This window comes from Halorubrum sp. T3, assembly GCF_000296615.1.
GTDB classification, from domain to species: Archaea; Halobacteriota; Halobacteria; order Halobacteriales; family Haloferacaceae; genus Halorubrum; species Halorubrum ruber.
Genome location: NZ_JH815330.1, coordinates 1,012,121 through 1,029,450, shown reverse-complemented (window position 1 = coordinate 1,029,450; position 17,330 = coordinate 1,012,121). Strand labels below are relative to the sequence as shown.

Annotated in this window: 17 protein-coding genes; 9 read left to right on the top strand and 8 right to left on the bottom strand. The window is 68.5% G+C overall.

The features are described from left to right. Window positions 1-17: 17 nt before the first annotated feature. Together B378_RS0114290 and B378_RS0114285 are read left to right on the top strand one after the other, a co-directional pair. Entirely contained in the window at window positions 18-599 is a 582-nt protein-coding gene (locus B378_RS0114290; RefSeq protein ID WP_017344447.1) for a DUF2150 family protein, read from the top strand. A 74-nt stretch (window positions 600-673) separates the two neighbouring features. Next, a complete protein-coding gene (locus tag B378_RS0114285) occupies window positions 674-1,156 on the top strand; it encodes a DUF456 domain-containing protein (RefSeq protein WP_017344446.1) in 483 nt (160 codons plus the stop codon). A gap of 32 nt (window positions 1,157-1,188) precedes the next feature. Here the strand turns inward: B378_RS0114285 and B378_RS0114280 are convergent, their stop codons facing one another. The 4 genes from B378_RS0114280 to B378_RS0114265 form a co-directional block, all read right to left on the bottom strand. Continuing rightward, window positions 1,189-2,016 (bottom strand): DUF63 family protein, encoded by an 828-nt coding sequence (locus tag B378_RS0114280; RefSeq protein WP_017344445.1) that lies wholly within the window; start codon window positions 2,014-2,016, stop codon window positions 1,189-1,191. Further along, complete coding sequence (locus tag B378_RS0114275; protein ID WP_017344444.1) at window positions 2,016-2,465, bottom strand: universal stress protein; 450 nt, start codon at window positions 2,463-2,465, stop codon at window positions 2,016-2,018. The genes B378_RS0114280 and B378_RS0114275 overlap by 1 nt, the downstream gene beginning before the upstream one ends. 770 nt (window positions 2,466-3,235) lie before the next feature. Further along, a complete protein-coding gene (locus B378_RS0114270; protein ID WP_017344443.1) occupies window positions 3,236-4,156 on the bottom strand; it encodes a DNA adenine methylase in 921 nt (306 codons plus the stop codon). A gap of 153 nt (window positions 4,157-4,309) precedes the next feature. After that, window positions 4,310-4,609: a hypothetical protein gene (locus B378_RS0114265; protein WP_017344442.1), complete on the bottom strand. Its 300-nt coding sequence runs from the start codon at window positions 4,607-4,609 to the stop codon at window positions 4,310-4,312. Between the two features lie 339 nt (window positions 4,610-4,948). Here B378_RS0114265 and B378_RS0114260 point away from each other — a divergent pair, with 339 nt between their 5' ends. Then, window positions 4,949-5,236 (top strand): hypothetical protein, encoded by a 288-nt coding sequence (locus B378_RS0114260; RefSeq protein ID WP_017344441.1) that lies wholly within the window; start codon window positions 4,949-4,951, stop codon window positions 5,234-5,236. Window positions 5,237-5,365: 129 nt separating this feature from the next. Here B378_RS0114260 and B378_RS0114255 read toward each other — a convergent pair whose 3' ends face one another. Together B378_RS0114255 and B378_RS0114250 are read right to left on the bottom strand one after the other, a co-directional pair. Continuing rightward, window positions 5,366-6,427, bottom strand: coding sequence for an NAD(P)/FAD-dependent oxidoreductase (locus B378_RS0114255; RefSeq protein ID WP_017344440.1), 1,062 nt, complete (start codon window positions 6,425-6,427; stop codon window positions 5,366-5,368). Between the two features lie 79 nt (window positions 6,428-6,506). Continuing rightward, window positions 6,507-7,067, bottom strand: a complete 561-nt coding sequence (locus tag B378_RS0114250) for a universal stress protein (protein WP_017344439.1) — start codon at window positions 7,065-7,067, stop codon at window positions 6,507-6,509. A gap of 385 nt (window positions 7,068-7,452) precedes the next feature. On the opposite strand from B378_RS0114250, the gene B378_RS0114245 reads away from it, so the two are divergent. The 3 genes from B378_RS0114245 (at window position 7,453) to B378_RS0114230 (ending at window position 11,609) form a co-directional block, all read left to right on the top strand. Beyond that, entirely contained in the window at window positions 7,453-7,749 is a 297-nt protein-coding gene (locus B378_RS0114245) for a hypothetical protein (protein WP_017344438.1), read from the top strand. Between the two features lie 174 nt (window positions 7,750-7,923). Next, window positions 7,924-9,354 carry a Fe-S cluster assembly protein SufB gene (sufB, locus tag B378_RS0114240; protein WP_017344437.1) on the top strand — a complete coding sequence of 477 codons (1,431 nt, stop codon included), beginning with the start codon at window positions 7,924-7,926 and terminating at the stop codon, window positions 9,352-9,354. Window positions 9,355-10,190: 836 nt separating this feature from the next. Further along, window positions 10,191-11,609: an OFA family MFS transporter gene (locus tag B378_RS0114230; RefSeq protein ID WP_017344435.1), complete on the top strand. Its 1,419-nt coding sequence runs from the start codon at window positions 10,191-10,193 to the stop codon at window positions 11,607-11,609. A 99-nt stretch (window positions 11,610-11,708) separates the two neighbouring features. On the opposite strand, the gene B378_RS0114225 is transcribed toward B378_RS0114230, so the two are convergent. Next, window positions 11,709-12,317: a class I SAM-dependent methyltransferase gene (locus B378_RS0114225; protein ID WP_017344434.1), complete on the bottom strand. Its 609-nt coding sequence runs from the start codon at window positions 12,315-12,317 to the stop codon at window positions 11,709-11,711. A gap of 84 nt (window positions 12,318-12,401) precedes the next feature. On the opposite strand from B378_RS0114225, the gene B378_RS0114220 reads away from it, so the two are divergent. Together B378_RS0114220 and B378_RS0114215 are read left to right on the top strand one after the other, a co-directional pair. After that, entirely contained in the window at window positions 12,402-13,166 is a 765-nt protein-coding gene (locus B378_RS0114220) for a pirin family protein (protein ID WP_017344433.1), read from the top strand. A 502-nt stretch (window positions 13,167-13,668) separates the two neighbouring features. After that, on the top strand, window positions 13,669-14,211 hold the full coding sequence (locus B378_RS0114215) for a hypothetical protein (RefSeq protein ID WP_017344432.1): 543 nt from the start codon (window positions 13,669-13,671) through the stop codon (window positions 14,209-14,211). A 57-nt stretch (window positions 14,212-14,268) separates the two neighbouring features. Here B378_RS0114215 and B378_RS0114210 read toward each other — a convergent pair whose 3' ends face one another. After that, complete coding sequence (locus B378_RS0114210) at window positions 14,269-15,312, bottom strand: succinylglutamate desuccinylase/aspartoacylase family protein (protein ID WP_017344431.1); 1,044 nt, start codon at window positions 15,310-15,312, stop codon at window positions 14,269-14,271. A gap of 110 nt (window positions 15,313-15,422) precedes the next feature. Here B378_RS0114210 and B378_RS0114205 point away from each other — a divergent pair, with 110 nt between their 5' ends. Further along, a complete protein-coding gene (locus tag B378_RS0114205; RefSeq protein ID WP_017344430.1) occupies window positions 15,423-16,778 on the top strand; it encodes a RimK/LysX family protein in 1,356 nt (451 codons plus the stop codon). Window positions 16,779-17,330: the final 552 nt, after the last annotated feature.

The window sequence follows — 17,330 nt, the reverse complement described above, 5'->3', positions numbered from 1 at the left end:
CGGGCGACGTACGGGACATGACCGACGACGACGCCGTTGAAACGTTCTATACCGACGAACGCTGGCAGAACTGGCTCGACCGGCTGGCCGAAGAGGAGATCGACCCCGAGAACGAGGACTCGGCCCGGCTCCTGCTCAACCTTCAGGACGACGCCGCGATCGCCGTGGTGAAGGTGCTGGCCGCGTTCGACGACGGCCGCATCGACGAGGACCGCGCCGTCGAGGAGGTCCGCGACATCCGCGAGATCGTCCTCGCCGACGTCGAGTTTGACGACGAGGACAAGGTGATGCTGATCGACGGCGTCCAGACCTCGCTCGTCCCCGTCTTCTACGCGGCCGAGGAGTACGTCGTCGGCGGCGTCGTCGAGGGCGACGTGAGCGAGTTCGTGCGCGCGGCCGCCGAGGCCGAGGAGGGCGACGACCTCGACGCCGCGCTCGGCTACGTCGTTCAGGCCGGCACGCGCGTCATCGACGGCGAGGCGCTCGACATCGAGCTCGTCGAGGACCTCGAATACGGGCTCGTCTCCGAGTGGGTCAACGGGCTCGACTCCCTCCAATCGGCCATCGAGGACCCGGAAGTCGTCGAAGAAGAGGACTAAGCGGGGTCGACGGACCCGCCCCTGTCGGGCCGCTCGAGGTGAAATGTTTTCAGCGCACGTAGCGTCCGGTCCGTATGGTCTCTCTCGCGGCCGGACTGGCGATCGCGCTGCTCGTCGTCTGGACGGCCAGCTCGTTCGTCCCGCTGGTGCCGGGCGGCGTCCTCGCGGCGCTCACCGTCGTCGGCTACGCGTCCACCACCGGGTTCGCGGAACCGAGCCTCGCCGTGGTGGTCGCGCTCGTCGTCGTCTCGCTGCTGGCCTCCGCCGCGGACGTCGCGTCGGGGATGGTCTCCGGGAGGCTCGGCGGCGCGTCGACCCGGACCGTCGTCGTCGGGACGCTGGTGGGAATCGCCCTCCTGATCCCGCTCGGCCCGATCGGGCTCGTCGTCGGACTGGGCGGCACCGTCTTCCTCGCCGCGCTCGACGAGCACGACGGCGACACGCGCGAGGCCGCTCGGCAGGCGGCCTACGCCGTCGTCGGCGCCCTCGCCAGCGCGTTCGTCCAGGCCGTCCTGCTCGCCGGCGTCACGGTCGCGTTCGCGCTGGCGGTCCTGTGAGGCGACCGGGAGCGCGCCGCTCCGGCCTCCCCTCACGCCGCCACGGAGAACAGCAGCAGGTTGTGCGCCGCCGGACCGAGCCCCATCGCGGCGACGAATCCGAGGAGGAGGTACCCCTCCGTCGGTTCCTCGCGGATGTACGCCGCGAACAGCCACACGACTGCGCTCGCGACGGCGAGCTTCACGAGGAGGAACAGCCACCCCTCGCCGATCACCGGGAGCGACGGGAGTCCGCCGATTTCGAGCAGGATCCGCGAGACGGGGGTGCGCTCGCCGAAGCCGAGCTGGGTCGTCCCGACCGCGGTCGAGACGCCGTCGAGCGCGTGGCCGAACACCGCGAGGGCGCCGACGGACCCGGTTGCCGCGGCCTCGGGTCGGAAACGTGTCAGTCCGACCCAGGCGGCGCCCGCGATCGGGAGGGTGAGCGCGAACGCGACCGCCGACCAGCGCACGCCGGCGGGTGAGACCCCGGCCCCGAGGGCGACGGCGACGACCGGGACGAGGAGAAGGACGCCGGCGGCGGCGAGCGTCGCCGCGATCCGGTCCGGACGGTCGGCATCGACCGCGAGCCACGCGTCGGCGGCGAGCCACGCCGCGCCCGCGAGCACCCCGACCGTGAGGTAGACGGTCGGCGAGCCGGCGAACGGCGCGAGCGAGGACGGGAGCGCGTCGACGACGTAGAGGACGTGAGCCGCGGAGCCGAGCGCCATCCACGGGGCGAGCGCGAGCACGCGCCGCGCGGTGACCCGCGGTCGCCGGCGCCGGAGCGCGGCGGCGACCCCGCCGGTCGCGAGCAGGACGACGAGGAGGTGGGGGAGGGGGGGAAGCGTCGTGCCCGCCGGGAGGAGGCCGCCGACCATCAGACGGACAGGACGGGCTGGCTCGCGTACAGGAGGACGTACTCCGCGGCCTTCCCCAGCACCTCGCCGGGGTCGCCGGAGACCGGCTCGCGCGGGACGACGATGAAGTCGGATTCCAGCTCCTCGGCCGTGTCGAGGACGACGCTCCCCGGGTGGACCGTCTTCACCGACGTCGAGAAGCCGTAGGCGATCGAGTTGCTGTGGGACACCCCGGCCGCCTCCGCGCGGCGGGCGACGGAGTCGGTGAACGCCTCGGAGTCGTCGGCCACCTCGCTCTCGTCGACGACGCCGTGGTCGATGGCGCGGACGACCTCCTCGTCGAGGACGTACAGCGCGTGGACGCTCGCGCCGTACTCGCTCGCGAGCGCGATGGCGTAATCGACCGCCTCGTGCGACTCCTCGCTGCCGTCGACGGGCACGAGGACGAGGTCGATGTCGAGATCGGTCATACCCGACCCGTCGGCGGGGGAGGTCAAAAAGCCCGCCCCAACGGCGTGGTCGGGTGACCGCGCGGCTCCGGGGTCGACGCGGTACCTCGATCCGCGCGATTCCGTCCTGTCGATCCGGTTGAATCCGTTTTTCAGACGAATTCTCGCCTGAAACGGCTGGTCGCTGGAGGGTGTTTTTTGATCGGTTGCGGGAGTAGGTGTAGTATATCGTGAGTGAGGCCATTTATAAGGAGAGTTGTGGTGTTGTTGTCGGCTTTTTATAAGTGATCACCGCTGCTGGGATGGCGACCTCCAAAGCCCCAGTCGCGAGGGCTCGCGCGCCTTGCTGTCGTTCGAAAGGCGCTTTGCGCCTTTCGTGATGACGAGACGCCTCCGGCGTCTCGAACCACGCTCCTCGCTCGGTCACTGTCGCTCCCTCGCTGCGGTGCTTGCTGCGGCGTGCTTCGCCCTCGCGACTGCCCCTTTGAGTCCCGCCCCGCACCGCTCAGCACCGCAGCCTCACGCCTCCCCAACCTCGCCGCTCACGCCCTCCGGGCGTTCGCGGCGTCCCTCGCGCGTGCGACTCGCGCCCTCCGGGCGCTCGTCGGCACGCGCCACCGAACCGCCTGCCATTTATAAGCGTTCGTCGCCGTCGCTCACGGTTGTTTAAATACTACATCGCTGTTACCGATCTGCGACACATACTCCCGCTATCGCTCGTCGCTACCCCTATACTGAGCGATCGAGCGCGAGAGATATCGAATCCTGAGCATTTCAACGAATCCGCGGGCTCAGAAGTCGGGGAGTTCCCGCTGGCCCGCCGTTCGGCGCTCGGCCGGCGGGACGTTCGTCGCGACGATCTCGTCGACCGCGTCGCGGTTGTCGGCGTCGCTGTTGATCGCGCGGGTCGCGTCCTCGCGGTCGACGCGGAACCCCGCGTCGGCGTACGCGTCGTACATCACGCCGCTGTTCGAGAGGACGACCCACACCCCAGAGTCGTCGAGCTCGCCGGCGACATCGAGCAGGCGGCGCTGGTCCTCGCGGTCGAACCCCGACGCGCTGTACTCGTTGAAGTTCGCGGTCGCGCTCATCGGCTCGTAGGGCGGATCGAAGTAGACCAGGTCGCCCGGCTCCGCGGCGTCGAGGACGTACGCGAAGTCCCCCTGTCGGATCTCGGCGTCGGCGAGCAGATCGCTCGCGCGGCGGACCCGGTCGCGCTGGACCCAGTCGGGGTCGGCGTACCGGCCGATCGGGACGTTGAACCCGCCGTCCGCGTTCTCGCGGTAGAGCCCGTTGTAGCAGGTGCGGTTGAGGTACAAGAGGAGCGCGGCCTCCTCTATGGGGTCGAACTCTCCCTCGTACGGCCGGCGGTTGAACCGCGCGCGCTGCTGGTAGTAGTAGGCGTCCACCTCCCTGCCGCGCGCGGTCTCCTCGGCGTACGGGAGCTCGGGGTCGGGGTCGCTCTCGGGGTCGTCGAACTCGGCCAGCCGCGAGAGCAGCTCGTCGGGGCGGTCGCGGACCTGCTCGTAGAAGTTCACGAGCCGCGGGTTCGCGTCGTTGACCGTCGCGCGCGACGGTTCGAGGTCGAAGAAGACGGCGCCGCCGCCGACGAACGGCTCGTGGTAGCGGCCGAACTCCGACGGGAACCGGGCGTACAGCTCGTCGAGCAGCTGCCGCTTCCCGCCGGCCCACTTCAGGATCGGCTCGGCCATGGCTGTCGGGTGTCGCCCGCGCCCGGGGATAAACGTCCCGGGCCGCGTCCGCGATGATCGGCCCCGAGCCGCCGCGCGCTCGGCCGACCGCGATGATCGGCCCCCGAGCCACCGCGCGCTCGGCCGGCCGCGACGGTCAGTCGACCGCGCCGGTCAGTCGTCGGAGGGCTCCGCGTCCGGCATCGGGAGGTCGTCGACGTGGCCCGCGGCCTCCTCGAAGTTGGGGCCGGGCTCGATGGTGCCGGCCTCGCGGTCCCACTCGATGTAGCCGGCCTCCTCTAAGGCCGGCAGGTGCGTCTCGCGGAGCTCGGCGGCGATCTCGTCGGCCCGCCCGCGAACGCGCAGATCCGCGACCGTCTCGACGGTGCCGTCGGCGAGGCCGGCGACCACGCGTCTGCGCTCCGGCGCCGAAACGACGACCGTTGGGTCGGTGGTGGGAGTGTCGAGTGTCATTGTGTGTCTCTGTCCGTATCTACGAGAACAGTCGAAGCGAAATAAAAGCACCGCCGAGTCGCGGCCCGAAAAGTCTCCCATCGCTCCCCCGATAGGTGGATTCGACTCCCAGACCACGAGCGCGGTCCGCGGCGGCCGACTCCCCGCGACCGGGGGTTCGCCGCCGTCACCGAGTTCACCTCACAGATTTCTGAGAGGTGAACTAATGAATACCATGGTACAGTTTACACCGCATGAACAACCGTTTCAGATGTTTTACTCGCATGTTCCGTGGTACCGTTTCTCAAAACCTATACGAGAAGTGAAAGGTTTTAGTCGGCGGAGCGTGTACGGTGAGATATGTACCAAGGTTCCATCACCTCGGCGGAGGCGCACCGGCCGATCGGCTCCGAGTCGCCGCCGGGCAGTCGCTCGCCGCTGGGGACGCTCGCGTTCCTCGCGCTCGTCCTCGCACCGTTCGTCGCGCTCGCGTACCCCGTCGCGACCGTCGCGCTGTTGACCGGCACCGTCGCGCTCGCCGTCCTGTCGCGGTCCGTCCTGCGGACCCTGCGCCGCCGTAGCGGTCGCGTCCGGACGCTCACGCTCCCCGGTCTGGGGACCGTGGAGTACCGGATCACGACGAACTGACGCGACCGTACGACCGCGCGACCACACGACTGAAACGCCGTCGAACCGTTTTTCGAAAAATTCCGTCACCCTACAGTGACGCCGCGGTCGATCGCGGCGCCGTCCTGACCCTCCCGGCTCCGACTCTCCCTAAATCCCGTACGCGACGCGCTCGCCGACGTCGAGCCCGTTCGCGATCGCGGCGTGGAGCCGCCCCTCGCCCGCGACCCAGTCGCCGAGCAGGTACAGCCCCGCGTCGCGCGCCGAGTCGACGGGCCCGCGGTCGACGCCGCCCTCCGGCTGCGCGTAGCGCCACCCCTGATGGTCGGTCCAGTCGGGGTCGGCTAAGCGCTCGTCGCCGACGATCTCGGCGGCGTGGTCGGCGAGCGCGGCGACGTTCTCGGCCGGGTCGTCGTCGTAGTGCGCCGCCGACCACTCGGCGTTCGCCTGGACGACGAGCAGCGTCTCGCCGTCCGGGACGTGTCCGGCCTTACACTCCTCGCGGGAGATCCAGCCGACCGGGTGCTCCTTGTCCGTGTTGACGAGCGCGTAGTAGGGGACGTCGAGCGCGAACGGGTAGCGGAGGACCGCGGTCCAGACGCTGCGGTACTCGACCGCGCCGACCGCCTCGACGAGCGTCTCGCGGAGCGGGTCGTCCCACTCGGCGGTCCGGAGCAGCTCGGCCGTCTGCGGCGCCGGCGGGTTTAAAAGTAACACGTCGAACGGGCCGTGGGTCTCGCCGTCGGCGTCGTCGAGCTCCCAGCGAGCGTCGTCGCTCGCTCCGCCCGCGGCCTCAACTCTTCGCACCGTCTCGACCCGGGTCCGGCGGTGGACGGTCGCGTCGGTGCGGCCGAACAGGCGCTTGGCGATCTGGGTGAGCCCCCGCCGATAGCTCCACTTGTGCTCGTCCGCGTCGCGGCCGGGGGACACCTCCTCGTCGGCCTCGAAGGTGTACACCGGCTCGGTCACGTCGACGAGCCCCTCGTCGTCGAGCGTCTCGGTGATCAGTTCGACGACGCGGTCGTCGTCGCTCTTCAGGTAGTTCGCCCCGTAATCGTACGTGAGGTCGTCGTGGCGGCGGGTCGCCGCGCGCCCGCAGAGCCCCCCGGACTTCTCCAGCACGGTCACGTCCGCGTCGGGTACGGTGCCGTCGACCACGAACGCCGCCGCGGCCGCCCCCGCGCCCGCGCCGACGATGCCTACGTCAGTCACACCGATCGTTGGGGTTCGACCCACTTAACCGGTCGTCTCGCGGCCGCTGGCGACGCGCGTGGCGGCGAGTGAAAGGCCGTCAGTCGTCGGCGCCGACGACCAGCACGGGCGCGGACGCGCCCCGCTGGACTCGGGTGGGAACCGTCTCGGGGTGGACGAGCCGGTCGAGGCCCGTGCGGCGGGCCGAGCCGACCACGATCAGGTCCACGTCGTGGACGTCGGCGAAGTCGAGCACCTCCTCGTGGGGCGTGCCGTACCGGAACCGCTCCGCCACGTCGACGCCGACCGCCTCGCCCCGGGCCGCGGCGTCCTCGACGAGCGCCTCGCCGGTGCGCTCGCGTCGCTCGACGACCATGTCCCAGCCCTCGGCAGTGTCGACGACGTACAGCGCGTCGACCGTCGCGCCGTAGGCGGCGGCGACGTCCAGTCCCGCGTCGACCGCGGCGCGGCCGGCCTCGTCGTCGCCGGTGACGACGAGCACGCGATCGAAGACGGAGCCGACGCGGTCGCCGTCCGAGGCGGCGCTCTCTGCGGGCTCCGCAGCCGCGGTTGAACCATCGGGCCCTGCGGTCGCGGTCGGATCGGCGGCGTCGGCAGCATCGGTGGCGTCGGTGGAGTCGGTGTCGATTTCGGCGGACATGTGTGGGAGGCCTCGCCCGTTTGCGGAGGGCAGGTGTGTTCGCCTCACCCTTCGAGCGGACGCCATTTAACGGTTTTTGACAGTATAGACGATTATCATTATCTATACGGCCGTAATCCAGAATATATTACAATATTCCATCATTGATTCTTGCTATTTCTTCATAAACGTCCATTCAGCTGAACGGCGAATTCGAGAAACTATCGGACGCTTCGGCCCGAGACCGATCGAGGAGCGTGCCGCCGCGGCGGTGACTGCTGGCCGCTCGGTTCGGTTGACGGTGCCACTGGCTAACGAGGAGTCGTTCTCGGCTGGAGTCGTTCGCGAGTACCCCGAGTGTGGCTTGGCGCACCAGTTCTTCACAGTGGGTGCCAATACACTAACCATGACCGACGAATTCGACGTCCCAACCGAGCCGCGGGCCGCGGTCGACGCGCTGGCGACCCACTTAATTGCGACCGCAGATCGCCCGGTACCGCCAGCGACGAACCGATGGCTCGGAGAGGCCGAAGCCGTCGCCCGCGATGCCACCAGTGACGATCTTGACGCGCAAACCAGACGGAAACGGGTTCGCCAGGTTGCCACACTGCTCGAGTCGGCCGACGAAACGGACGACGCCGTCGCCGACCGTCACATCGAAGCGGCGATCGCGTGCTGTCGAGTCGTTCTCGCTACCGAGTGACGGTGATCCCGTTCGTATGGAGTAGCCCTCTCGCCACATAGTAAATTCTATTGATTAGAGAAACCAAATTAAACCTCGTAAAGTTATTCTCTTTCGTTAAAGAAACCTATATAGGTTACAAATGTGTGTTTTAGCGCACCACACTTATATTCGTAGTCTCTGAAGAATACTTTGATGAGTTCAAAACAAGACGATCTCAAGGAGACGAACACCGAGGCCCGATTCGAGTTCAAGAAGGAAGAGAAATCCGCGTTCAAAAGCGAGAAGGGTCTCACCGAGGAGACGGTCCGCGTCATCTCGGAGGACAAAGACGAACCGGAGTGGATGCTGGAGCGCCGCCTGCGCGCGCTCGAGCAGTTCCAGGAGATGCCGATGCCGACCGACTGGCCCGGCCAGCCGGACCTCTCGGAGGTCGATGTCGACGAGATCATTCCCTACATTCGGCCGGACGTCGACGTTCGTGCCGGCGTCGACGACTGGACCGAGCTCCCGGACGATATCAAGGACACGTTCGACAAGCTGGGCATCCCGGAGGCAGAGAAGAACGCGCTCTCGGGCGTCGGCGCCCAGTACGAGTCGGAAGTCGTCTACCAGAACATGCAGGAGCGCTGGGAGGAAAAGGGCGTCATCTTCTGTAACATGGATGAGGCCGTCCAGGAACACGAGGAGCTCGTCCGCGAGCACTTCATGACGAACTGCGTCCCCCCGAGCGACAACAAGTTCGCGGCGCTCCACGGCGCCATCTGGTCGGGCGGCTCGTTCGTCTACGTCCCGGAGAACACCACCGTCGACATGCCGGTGCAGGCGTACTTCCGGATGAATTCCGAGGGGATGGGCCAGTTCGAGCACACGCTCATCATCGCCGAGGAAGGCTCGGAAGTCCACTACATCGAGGGCTGTTCGGCCCCGAAGTACTCGAAGTTCAATCTTCACTGTGGCGGCGTCGAGGTGTTCGTCGGCGAGGACGCTCACGTCCAGTACTCGACCGTCCAGAACTGGTCGAAGAACACGTACAACCTCAACACCAAGCGCGCCATCGCCGAGAAGGGCGGGCGCATGGAGTGGATCTCCGGCTCGATGGGGTCGAAGGCGACGATGCTGTACCCCTCGACGATCCTGAAGGGCCGCGGCGCCTCCGACAACCACATCACCATCGCCTTCGCGGGCGAGGGCCAGGACATCGACACCGGCGCGAAGGTGTACCACAACGCGCCGAACACGAAGTCCACCGTCGAGTCGAAGTCGATCGCGAAGGACGGCGGCCGCACCAACTACCGCGGCCTCGTCCACATCGCCGACGGCGCGGAGAACTCCTCGACGGCCGTCGAGTGCGACGCGCTGATGTTCGACAACGAGTCGACATCGGACACGATGCCGTACATGGAGATCAACGAGTCGAAGGTCGACGTCGCCCACGAGGCGACCGTCGGCAAGATCGGCGACGAGGACATCTTCTACCTCCAGTCGCGCGGTCTCGACGACGACGACGCCAAGCAGATGATCGTCTCGGGCTTCATCGAGCCGATCACGGAGGAGCTGCCGATCGAGTACGCCGTTGAGCTCAATCGGCTCGTCGAACTCGAGATGGAGGGCTCGCTGGGGTAATTCGATGCCGGAGTGCGCCCACTGCGGAACACACGTCTCACAGCAGTTTGTGACCGTGTTCGGGTTAGACGGTGGTGACGTAGTTGCCTGTCCAGCATGTTCCGGTCGGGCACACATCGCAGAGACGATCGTGGATCGGTACTAGTCGGGGACCATGGAACACTGCTTTGCGTGCGAAACCGATTACGGGTACCTCGGAACGGCCCCGCACGAAGGGTTCTGTCCAGCCTGCGGCTCGACTACTGTCACCCCAGCAGGCGACCTCAGCGTCGCCGACACGACGACGTGGGAGAGTGCGAACGGGCTCTCAACGATCCACGTGACGGCGACCGACGACCGGTCGCGTCTCTTTGAATTCGTGATTGCGGCGCGGCGAGGACGAGGGAAGCTCGTCTGTCTCGCGATCGATGGGGTGACGGTACCCACCGAGACGGTGTGGTCGGTTCCATCTGCCGTCGCGACGAGAGTTACCGCGCAGGGCATCAGAATCAGCGACTCGATGCCGGCTCAAGAGCCGTGATGGAAGTATAGACGACACACGGTCGGCTGCGCCTGTTCTGCCCCGGTCACGAGAGTGAGTACGACGAGGGGCGCAGGCCGGATCTGCCCCCGGTAGAGACGCGCCGCGGCGGACCTCGACGCGCTCTGCGCGTCGCCGGCCGTCGGGAGCATTTCGGCCGCGGATCGACGAGGCAAGTACGACCCCAACGACGCGTTTTAATCGATCAGTCCGAACAGTACCGGTACGAGCGCGAGCGGCGCGACGGACCGGCCCCGCACTGCGATCGAGGCACACGACATGACACCGAACACTACCACGCGGTCGACGAACAACGATGGGTAACGACGAATCGGACGCCTCGGCCGCTGAGACTGACGAGACGAGCGATGACGGACCGACGGGAGAGACCGACGAGGGCGGGTCGGCCGGCGGAATCGACTACGCCGCGCGCGCCGCCGACACGCTCGGCTTCTCGCGGTGGTGGCAGATCGCCGCCGCGGCCGGGATGATGGCCGCGGTGAGCCCGTACCAGTACGTCTGGTCGTCCATCTCGCCGGAGCTCTCCGAGGGGCTCGACATCGCGCTGCCGGCGCTTGGCGCCGTGTTCTCGTTTTACGTGGTGTTCCAGTCGCTCTCGCAGTTCCCCGCGGGCAAGTGGCGCGACAGCCGGGGGCCGGGCGCGCTCACGTTCCTCGCCGCGATCCTCGCCGGCGGCGGATACATCGGCCTCGCGTACGCGACGAGCCTCTGGCAGCTGTACCTGTTGTACTCGCTGGGCGCGGTCGGTGTCGGCATCGTCTACACGGTCGCGGTCAACACCGCGGTCAAGTGGTTCCCGGACCGGACGGGACTGACGACCGGCGTCGGGACGATGGCGTTCGCCGCCGGGAGCGCCCTCGTCGTCCCGTACGTCCAGGCGAACGCGACCGTGTCGGCGTACAGCGACGTGCTCCGCAACATCGGGATCGGAATCTTAGTCGTCACGCTCGTCGGCTCGTTCCTCCTCCGAGATCCCCCGAAGGACTGGCTAGACCGGAAAAACGGCGACGACGAGGGCGGTGACGGCGGCAGTGACGGCAGTGGCGGCGACGGCGGTAACGGCGACGAGGACCTCGCGGCGTCGATCCGCGGTCGGAACTACTCGACGCGCGAGATGCTCTCGACGTGGCAGTTCTGGCTGCTGTACGCGATGTTCATCGCGATGGCGAGCGCCGACCTCCTCGTCATCGCGAACGTGGTCCGGTTCGCGGAGAACTTCGGGCTCGCGGCGTTGATCGCCACGCTCTCCGCGACCCTGCTGCCCGTCGCCGCGGGGGTCTCGCGGCTGATCCTCGGCGAGGCGACCGACCGATTCGACCGCAAGCGCGTGATGGCCGGGTCGTTCCTGCTGGCCGGACTGTTCCGGATCGGACTCGTCGCCGCCGGGGAGGCGGGCAACGGGGCCGTCTTCGTCGCGTTCGTCCTCGGGGCGATGTTCTTCTCCTCGCCGCTGTACGTGTTCTTCCCGTCGATGCTGGCCGACTACTACGGCGCCGCCAACTCCTCCGGCAACTACGCGGTCCTGTACACCGCGAAGGTCGGCGGCGGCGTCTTCTCCGGCGTCGTCGCCGGCTACCTCGTCGCGTCGACGGGGTGGAACGCCACCTTCGTCCTCGGCGGCGCACTCGCGGTCGCGGCGGGGCTGGCGACCTTCGTCCTCCGCCCGCCGAGCGGGTCGGGGCTGGAGACGACCGAGCCGGCCGCCGCGGACTGAGCGGGGCGGCCCGGCCTACCGACCTTCTCACCGCGTCGCCCCGGCTGTCCGCGAGCGACCAGAGCCCGACAGCGGCCCCGGCGGCGACGCGACGCGGCCTCAGGGGAGCCTTCCCACCACGGCGTGGAACGGGTCCTCGCCCGGCCGCTCGGCGATCCGGTCGGCGACCTCGAAGCCGCCCGCGTCGAGGTACCGCTCAACGAGGTCAGCCCGCTCGGCCATCGTGGCGGCCCGCCACGCGCGGACGGCCTTCGTCGGGAACATGCGGTTCGAGAAGCTCACGACGATCGTGCCGCCGGGGGCGAGGACGCGGGCGAACTCCGCGAACACGGGGCCGGGGTACTGGAGGTACTGGACCGACAGCGCACAGCAGACGACGTCGAACGAGCCGTCGTCGAACGGCAGCGACTGGTCGGCGTTGAGGTCGCTGACGACGAACTCGTCGAGACGGTCGTTGGCGGCCAGCTCGGCCTCGTTGAGCCCGTGGCCGACGACGCGGGCGTATTCGACGTCGGGTAGGTGCGACACCCAGCTGCTCATCGCGTCGAGGACGCGGTCGCCGGGCTCGGTCACCGAGGCGTACAGCTCGGTCAGCTGCGCGAGGAACGCGTCGTCCGCGTGGGTGACGAACCGCGGCTCGGCGTAGAACGTCTCGTCGGGGCGGTCGTCGCGCTTGCGGCGGTCGAGCTCCGAGAGGACGGTCGGCACGATACCGGAACGCGGGGCGCGGGACAAAAGAGCGCGTCGCCCCCACCGGACGGCTTTTCACCGCAGAGATTTTACCAGTTGGTAATGGACTCCACCACCGCCGCCGACCGCGGCCTCCACCCGGCGCCCCGCTCCGAGGTCTTTCAAAATCAGGGGAAGTTCCGCACGCGGTTCAACTTCCCCGGGCGGAATCTCCCGGACCACGACGACCACGGCTACGGACCCCTCTCGACGGTCGTCGAGTCGTTCATGGACCCCGGCACGCTGATCCGGATGCACCAGCACCGCGACGAGGAGATCGTCTCGTGGGTGCCCGCGGGCGTGATGCGCCACGACGACCGCGAGGGCAACGAGCTGGTCACCGACTCGGAACACCTGCTCGTGATGAACGCCGGGTCCGGGTTCTGGCACGCCGAGGAGACGCTCGCCGACGACCCGCCGCTCCGGATGCTCCAGATCTTCGTCCGGCCGCAGGAGCTCGGCTTAGAGCCCGGGATCCAGCACGGGCCGCTGCCGGACCCCGAGCCGAACGAGTGGCGCCGCATGTTCGCGCCGGCGGGCGCAGACCACCCGTTCACTGTGCGCAACGCGGTCGACTGCTACGACGTCCGCCTCGACGCGGATGCGGGCGCGACGCTCCCCGAGATCGAGGGCCGCGACGCCTACGTGTACGTCTTCGAGGGCGCCGTCGACGTCGGCGACACCACGCTCGACGAGACGGAGAGCGTCTTGTGGACCGGCGACGGCGCCCCGCCGACCGTGAGCGCTGGGGACGAGGGCGCGACCGTCGTCGCCTTCCTCATCGACCCCGACGCGCCCGTGACGCGGCAGGGGACGATCGGGCGATAGAGGAACAGCAGGGGTGCGTGAGCCACGGCCGGATGCGATACAGTATTTAAACAACCAGGAGCGACGGCGACGATTATTTATAAACGAACTGCGGTGGCGCGCGCCTCCGAGCGCCCAGCGGGCGCGAGGGAGTCGGCGGTCCGGAGCGAAGCGAAGGACCGCCGACGAGGCTGGGGAGGTGTGAGGTGCGGTTGCCGTGCGGTATGGGGCGGGACTCAAAGGGGCAGTCACGAGGGCGGCGCAGGCGACGTAAGCACCGCAGGAGCGAGTGAAACGAGCGACGAGGAGCGCAACGAGCGTGCGCCGCCCTCGTGACTGGGGCTTTGGAGGTGTCCGCCACCGGTCCGCCAATACCAGTTTATAAGCAAACGCCCAAGACGTTGGAAGAACTCACCGCGGAGGCGCCGTTCGTTTATAAATGGTCAGCGGAAACCGACGATTCGATTTATAAATCCATGTCGAGTCGGAAAGGCTCAACTCCCGGCCCGACAAACCCCGACCCATGCGCACCCCGCTCGCGGCCGTCGGGCTCGTCGCGCTCGGCGTCCTCCTGATGGCGAACCCCCTGTTCCTCCCCGTCTCGGTCGGCGAGCCGAACCCCGCCTACACGCACACCGTTCAGCCGGTGGGCGAGGGGTCGGTCGCCGGCATCGAGTCGCCGGCGACCGGCGCGGCAAACGGGTCCGACGCGGAGAACGACACTAACGCCTCGGACGCGGTCGTCGCGTACGCCGACCTCGCGCCCGACGCGCGGGCGGCGTTCGACCGCGCCCGCGACGCGCCGGAAGGCGGATTCGGCGTCGAGGACCCCGACGAGCGCGTCGACTCGCTGTCGTACCCGACGGAGCCGACGCTCGGGGACGGGCTGCTGATCGTCGAGCGCGACGGCGAGCGGTACGAGTTCTGGACCCGAACCGTCGAGCGGGAACCGGGGGCCGTCGTCGCGCAGCGGGTCTTCCTCCAGCCGGTCGCGTTCCTCGTCGGCTTCCTCGCGGTCGTCGCCGGCGCCGCGGTCGGGCTTCGAGGACGGCTGGCCGGAGAGTAACGGGGAGTCCTATTCCCTGACCGTCGACGCCGGCTGGCCGGAGAGTAACGGGGAGTCCTATTCTCTGACCGTCGACGCCGGCTGGCCGACGGGCTTCGGCGCGTCGCCGGCCTCGATCGCCCGGCGGGTCGACTCGCCGATCTCGACGAGGTGACAGAGGGGGTTGCCGGGGTAGACGACGGGGTTCTCCAACAGGCCGATGAGGAGGCCGGTGAAGGGGGCCTCGACCGCGACCGCGTCCTCCTTGAACGGGTTGGTGATCGTCGCGATGCGCTCGCCCTCGCGGACGAGCGACCCGCTCTCGAAGTGGGTGTCGACGATGCCGCCGGAGTCGGCGCGCAGCCACGTCTTCTCGCCCGCGCCGGCGACGATTGTGCGCCAGCCGGGCCAGCGAACCGTGTCGGTCTCTAAGAGTTCGTACTCCGCGAAGACGGAGCGGACGCCGGCGAGCGCGTCGTCGATCAGCGGGCGCTGGAACCGGTGGGCCTCGCCCATCTCGATCGTGATCGTGGGGATGCCGTCGGCGGTCGCCTCGCCGCGGAGGGTGCCGCCCGGGCCGTCGCTGTCGATGATCACCTTCGAGCCGAACGCCATCGCGAGGCGGTGGACCGCCTCGTCGGTCATGTCCGCGCGGACGTGGAGCATGTTCGTCCGGCCGCGGGTGGAGGTGTGGAAGTCGAGCCCGAAATCGCAGGGCGCGATGAAGTTCTCGTAGATGCGGTGGGCCATCCGCTTCGAGCTGGTCGATCCCTGCTTCCCGGGGAACGACCGGTTCAGGTCGCGGTCGTACACCGGGAGGTACCGCTGTTGGGCGAGGAAGCCGGGGACGTTGAGGACGGGGAGACAGACCAGCGTGCCCGCGAGCTCCGAGAGGTCCCACTCGTGAGCCACCTCGCGGACGACTTCGATCCCGTTGAGCTCGTCGCCGTGGGCGGCCGCGGTGAGGAACGCGGTGGGGCCGTCGCGCTCGCCGTTGACGATGGTGACCGGGATCCGCACCGGGTCGCCGAGGTACGTCTCGCTGATCCCGTAACGGATGTTCTGCGTGTCGCCGGGCGGCACCGCCCCGCCGTTGTACGTGAACGCCCGGTCGTCGCTCATGCCAAAGCGGAGCGCGGGGCCGGGTATATATATGGCGACCGGGCGATCGGACGTCCCGCCGGGCTGAATCGATCGGCGTTCCTTTTACCTCGGCCCCCGCAGGGAGACGTATGAGTTCGGACTCGGTTCGGGTGGGAGTGCTGTCGCTACACAACAGCAAGGAGACGAAGGCGATCTGCAACGCGGTTGAGGACCTCGGCCACGAGCCGGTGTGGCTCCGGGAGGAGAACGCCGCGGTCAGCGTCGAGGACGGCGACGTCTCCGTCGAGCCCGCGGTCGACGTGATCGCGAACCGCCTCCTCTTGTCGAACACCGACCAGCCCGCGGAGCTACTGGGGCTGGCGACGACGTTCGAGCGCATCCGGCCGATGCTGAACGAGCCGGATGCCGTCCTCGCGTCGATCCACAAGTTCGCGACGGCCGCGACGCTCGCGGACTGGAACATCCGCGTGCCGGACGCGCTGCTGGCGCTGTCGAACGACCGCCTCAACGAGGGGCGCGAGCGGTTCGGCGACGTGGGCGTGTACAAGACCGCGATCGGGACCCACGGCGGCGGGACGTGGAAGGTCGACCTCACGGAGCGGGTGAACCCGAAGGTGGGGAACCGGCAGGCGTTCCTCCAGCAGCTGATCGACCGCGACGACGAGAAGCACCGCGACCTGCGGGTGTACGTCGTCGGCGACGAGATCGTCGGCTCGATGTACCGCTACGCGCCGGAGGGCGACTGGCGCACGAACGTCGCGCTCGGCGGCGCTGTCGAGGACGCGACGGACGACATGCCCCAGGAGGCCGCCGACACCGCCCTCTACGCGGCCGAGGTGATGGGGCTCGACTACGCCGGCGTCGACCTCGTCGAGGGGTACGACGGCTGGTACGTCCTCGAAGTGAACCCGACCGCCGGCTTCAAGGGCCTCTTCGAGGCGACCGGCACGAGCCCCGCCCCGCACATCGCGAGGCTCGCGATCGAGACGGTCGGCGGCGAGGTGGACGACGACGCGGTCGAGCGCGTCGCCGCCAGTCTCGACGACTCGCGGCCCTCCTGCGCACCGGCGCCGAAACCGAGCTCGACCGAGCAGCCCGACATCGGCTACATCGAGGAGGTGGTCGTCACCGGCACCTCCGGCTCGACGCAGGCGCTCGCGAAGTCGGACACGGGCGCGACCCGGACGAGCATCGACACCCAGCTGGCGGCCGAGATCGGCGCCGGCCCGATCAAGAGCATGACGCGCGTCAAGTCGGGGAGCATGAAGGGCGGGAAGGCCCGCCCCGTCGTCGACCTCGTCATCGGCATCGGCGGGAACCAGCACACCGTCACCGCGAGCGTCGAGGACCGCGGGCACATGGAGTACCCCCTCCTCCTCGGCCGCGATATCCTCACCGACTACCGGGTCGACGTGCGCCGGCGCGCCGACACCGACGAGACCGAACGCGACGAGGCGGGCGAGATCCTCGAAGAAGAGGAGTAAGGGGAGACGCGGTCGGCGAGACGGGATCACCTGCGGTGGCGCGTGCCTCCGAGCGCACACCGGGCGCGAGGAGCACGCGCGAGGGAGTCAGTCGCCGGAGCGAAGCGGAGGCGACTGACGAGGCTGGGGAGGTGTGAGGCTGCGGTCGCTGTGCGGGGCGGGGTGGGAATCGAAGGGGCAGCCGCGAGGACGAAGCACGGCGACGTAAGCACCGCAGGAACGAGCGAAGCGAGTGACGAGGAGCGCAGCGAGCCGCGCGAGTCCTCGCGGCTGGGGCTTCGGTGGTGTTCGCCGTTGATCAGTTGGCTTTGTTAAAATCCTCGGAAACGGAGATATTGAATTGGGTTCTGGTCAGTACAGACGTAACGACGAGCGATTTCGGGAGTAGGTGTAGTACGTCGTGAGTGAGGTTATTTATAAACCAGAGTGCGGTGTTGCTGTCGGCTGTTTATAAGTGACTGACGCCACCGCGGCGAGTGTCTCCAAAGCCCCAGCCTCGCCGCTCGCTCCGCTCGCGGCGTCCCTCGCGGGCTGGCTCCCCCCCCCCCCCCC

Bases quoted from the DNA above. Each gene is read 5' to 3' on its own strand.
- sufB (WP_017344437.1), top strand. From the start codon at position 7,924: ATGAGTTCAAAACAAGACGATCTCAAGGAGACGAACACCGAGGCCCGA.
- B378_RS0114270 (WP_017344443.1), bottom strand. From the start codon at position 4,156: ATGGCCGAGCCGATCCTGAAGTGGGCCGGCGGGAAGCGGCAGCTGCTC.
- B378_RS0114210 (WP_017344431.1), bottom strand. From the start codon at position 15,312: ATGAGCGACGACCGGGCGTTCACGTACAACGGCGGGGCGGTGCCGCCC.
- B378_RS0114230 (WP_017344435.1), top strand. From the start codon at position 10,191: ATGGGTAACGACGAATCGGACGCCTCGGCCGCTGAGACTGACGAGACG.
- B378_RS0114265 (WP_017344442.1), bottom strand. From the start codon at position 4,609: ATGACACTCGACACTCCCACCACCGACCCAACGGTCGTCGTTTCGGCG.
- B378_RS0114290 (WP_017344447.1), top strand. From the start codon at position 18: ATGACCGACGACGACGCCGTTGAAACGTTCTATACCGACGAACGCTGG.
- B378_RS0114250 (WP_017344439.1), bottom strand. From the start codon at position 7,067: ATGTCCGCCGAAATCGACACCGACTCCACCGACGCCACCGATGCTGCC.
- B378_RS0114205 (WP_017344430.1), top strand. From the start codon at position 15,423: ATGAGTTCGGACTCGGTTCGGGTGGGAGTGCTGTCGCTACACAACAGC.
- B378_RS0114220 (WP_017344433.1), top strand. From the start codon at position 12,402: ATGGACTCCACCACCGCCGCCGACCGCGGCCTCCACCCGGCGCCCCGC.
- B378_RS0114245 (WP_017344438.1), top strand. From the start codon at position 7,453: ATGACCGACGAATTCGACGTCCCAACCGAGCCGCGGGCCGCGGTCGAC.
- B378_RS0114215 (WP_017344432.1), top strand. From the start codon at position 13,669: ATGCGCACCCCGCTCGCGGCCGTCGGGCTCGTCGCGCTCGGCGTCCTC.
- B378_RS0114260 (WP_017344441.1), top strand. From the start codon at position 4,949: ATGTACCAAGGTTCCATCACCTCGGCGGAGGCGCACCGGCCGATCGGC.
- B378_RS0114280 (WP_017344445.1), bottom strand. From the start codon at position 2,016: ATGGTCGGCGGCCTCCTCCCGGCGGGCACGACGCTTCCCCCCCTCCCC.
- B378_RS0114275 (WP_017344444.1), bottom strand. From the start codon at position 2,465: ATGACCGATCTCGACATCGACCTCGTCCTCGTGCCCGTCGACGGCAGC.
- B378_RS0114285 (WP_017344446.1), top strand. From the start codon at position 674: ATGGTCTCTCTCGCGGCCGGACTGGCGATCGCGCTGCTCGTCGTCTGG.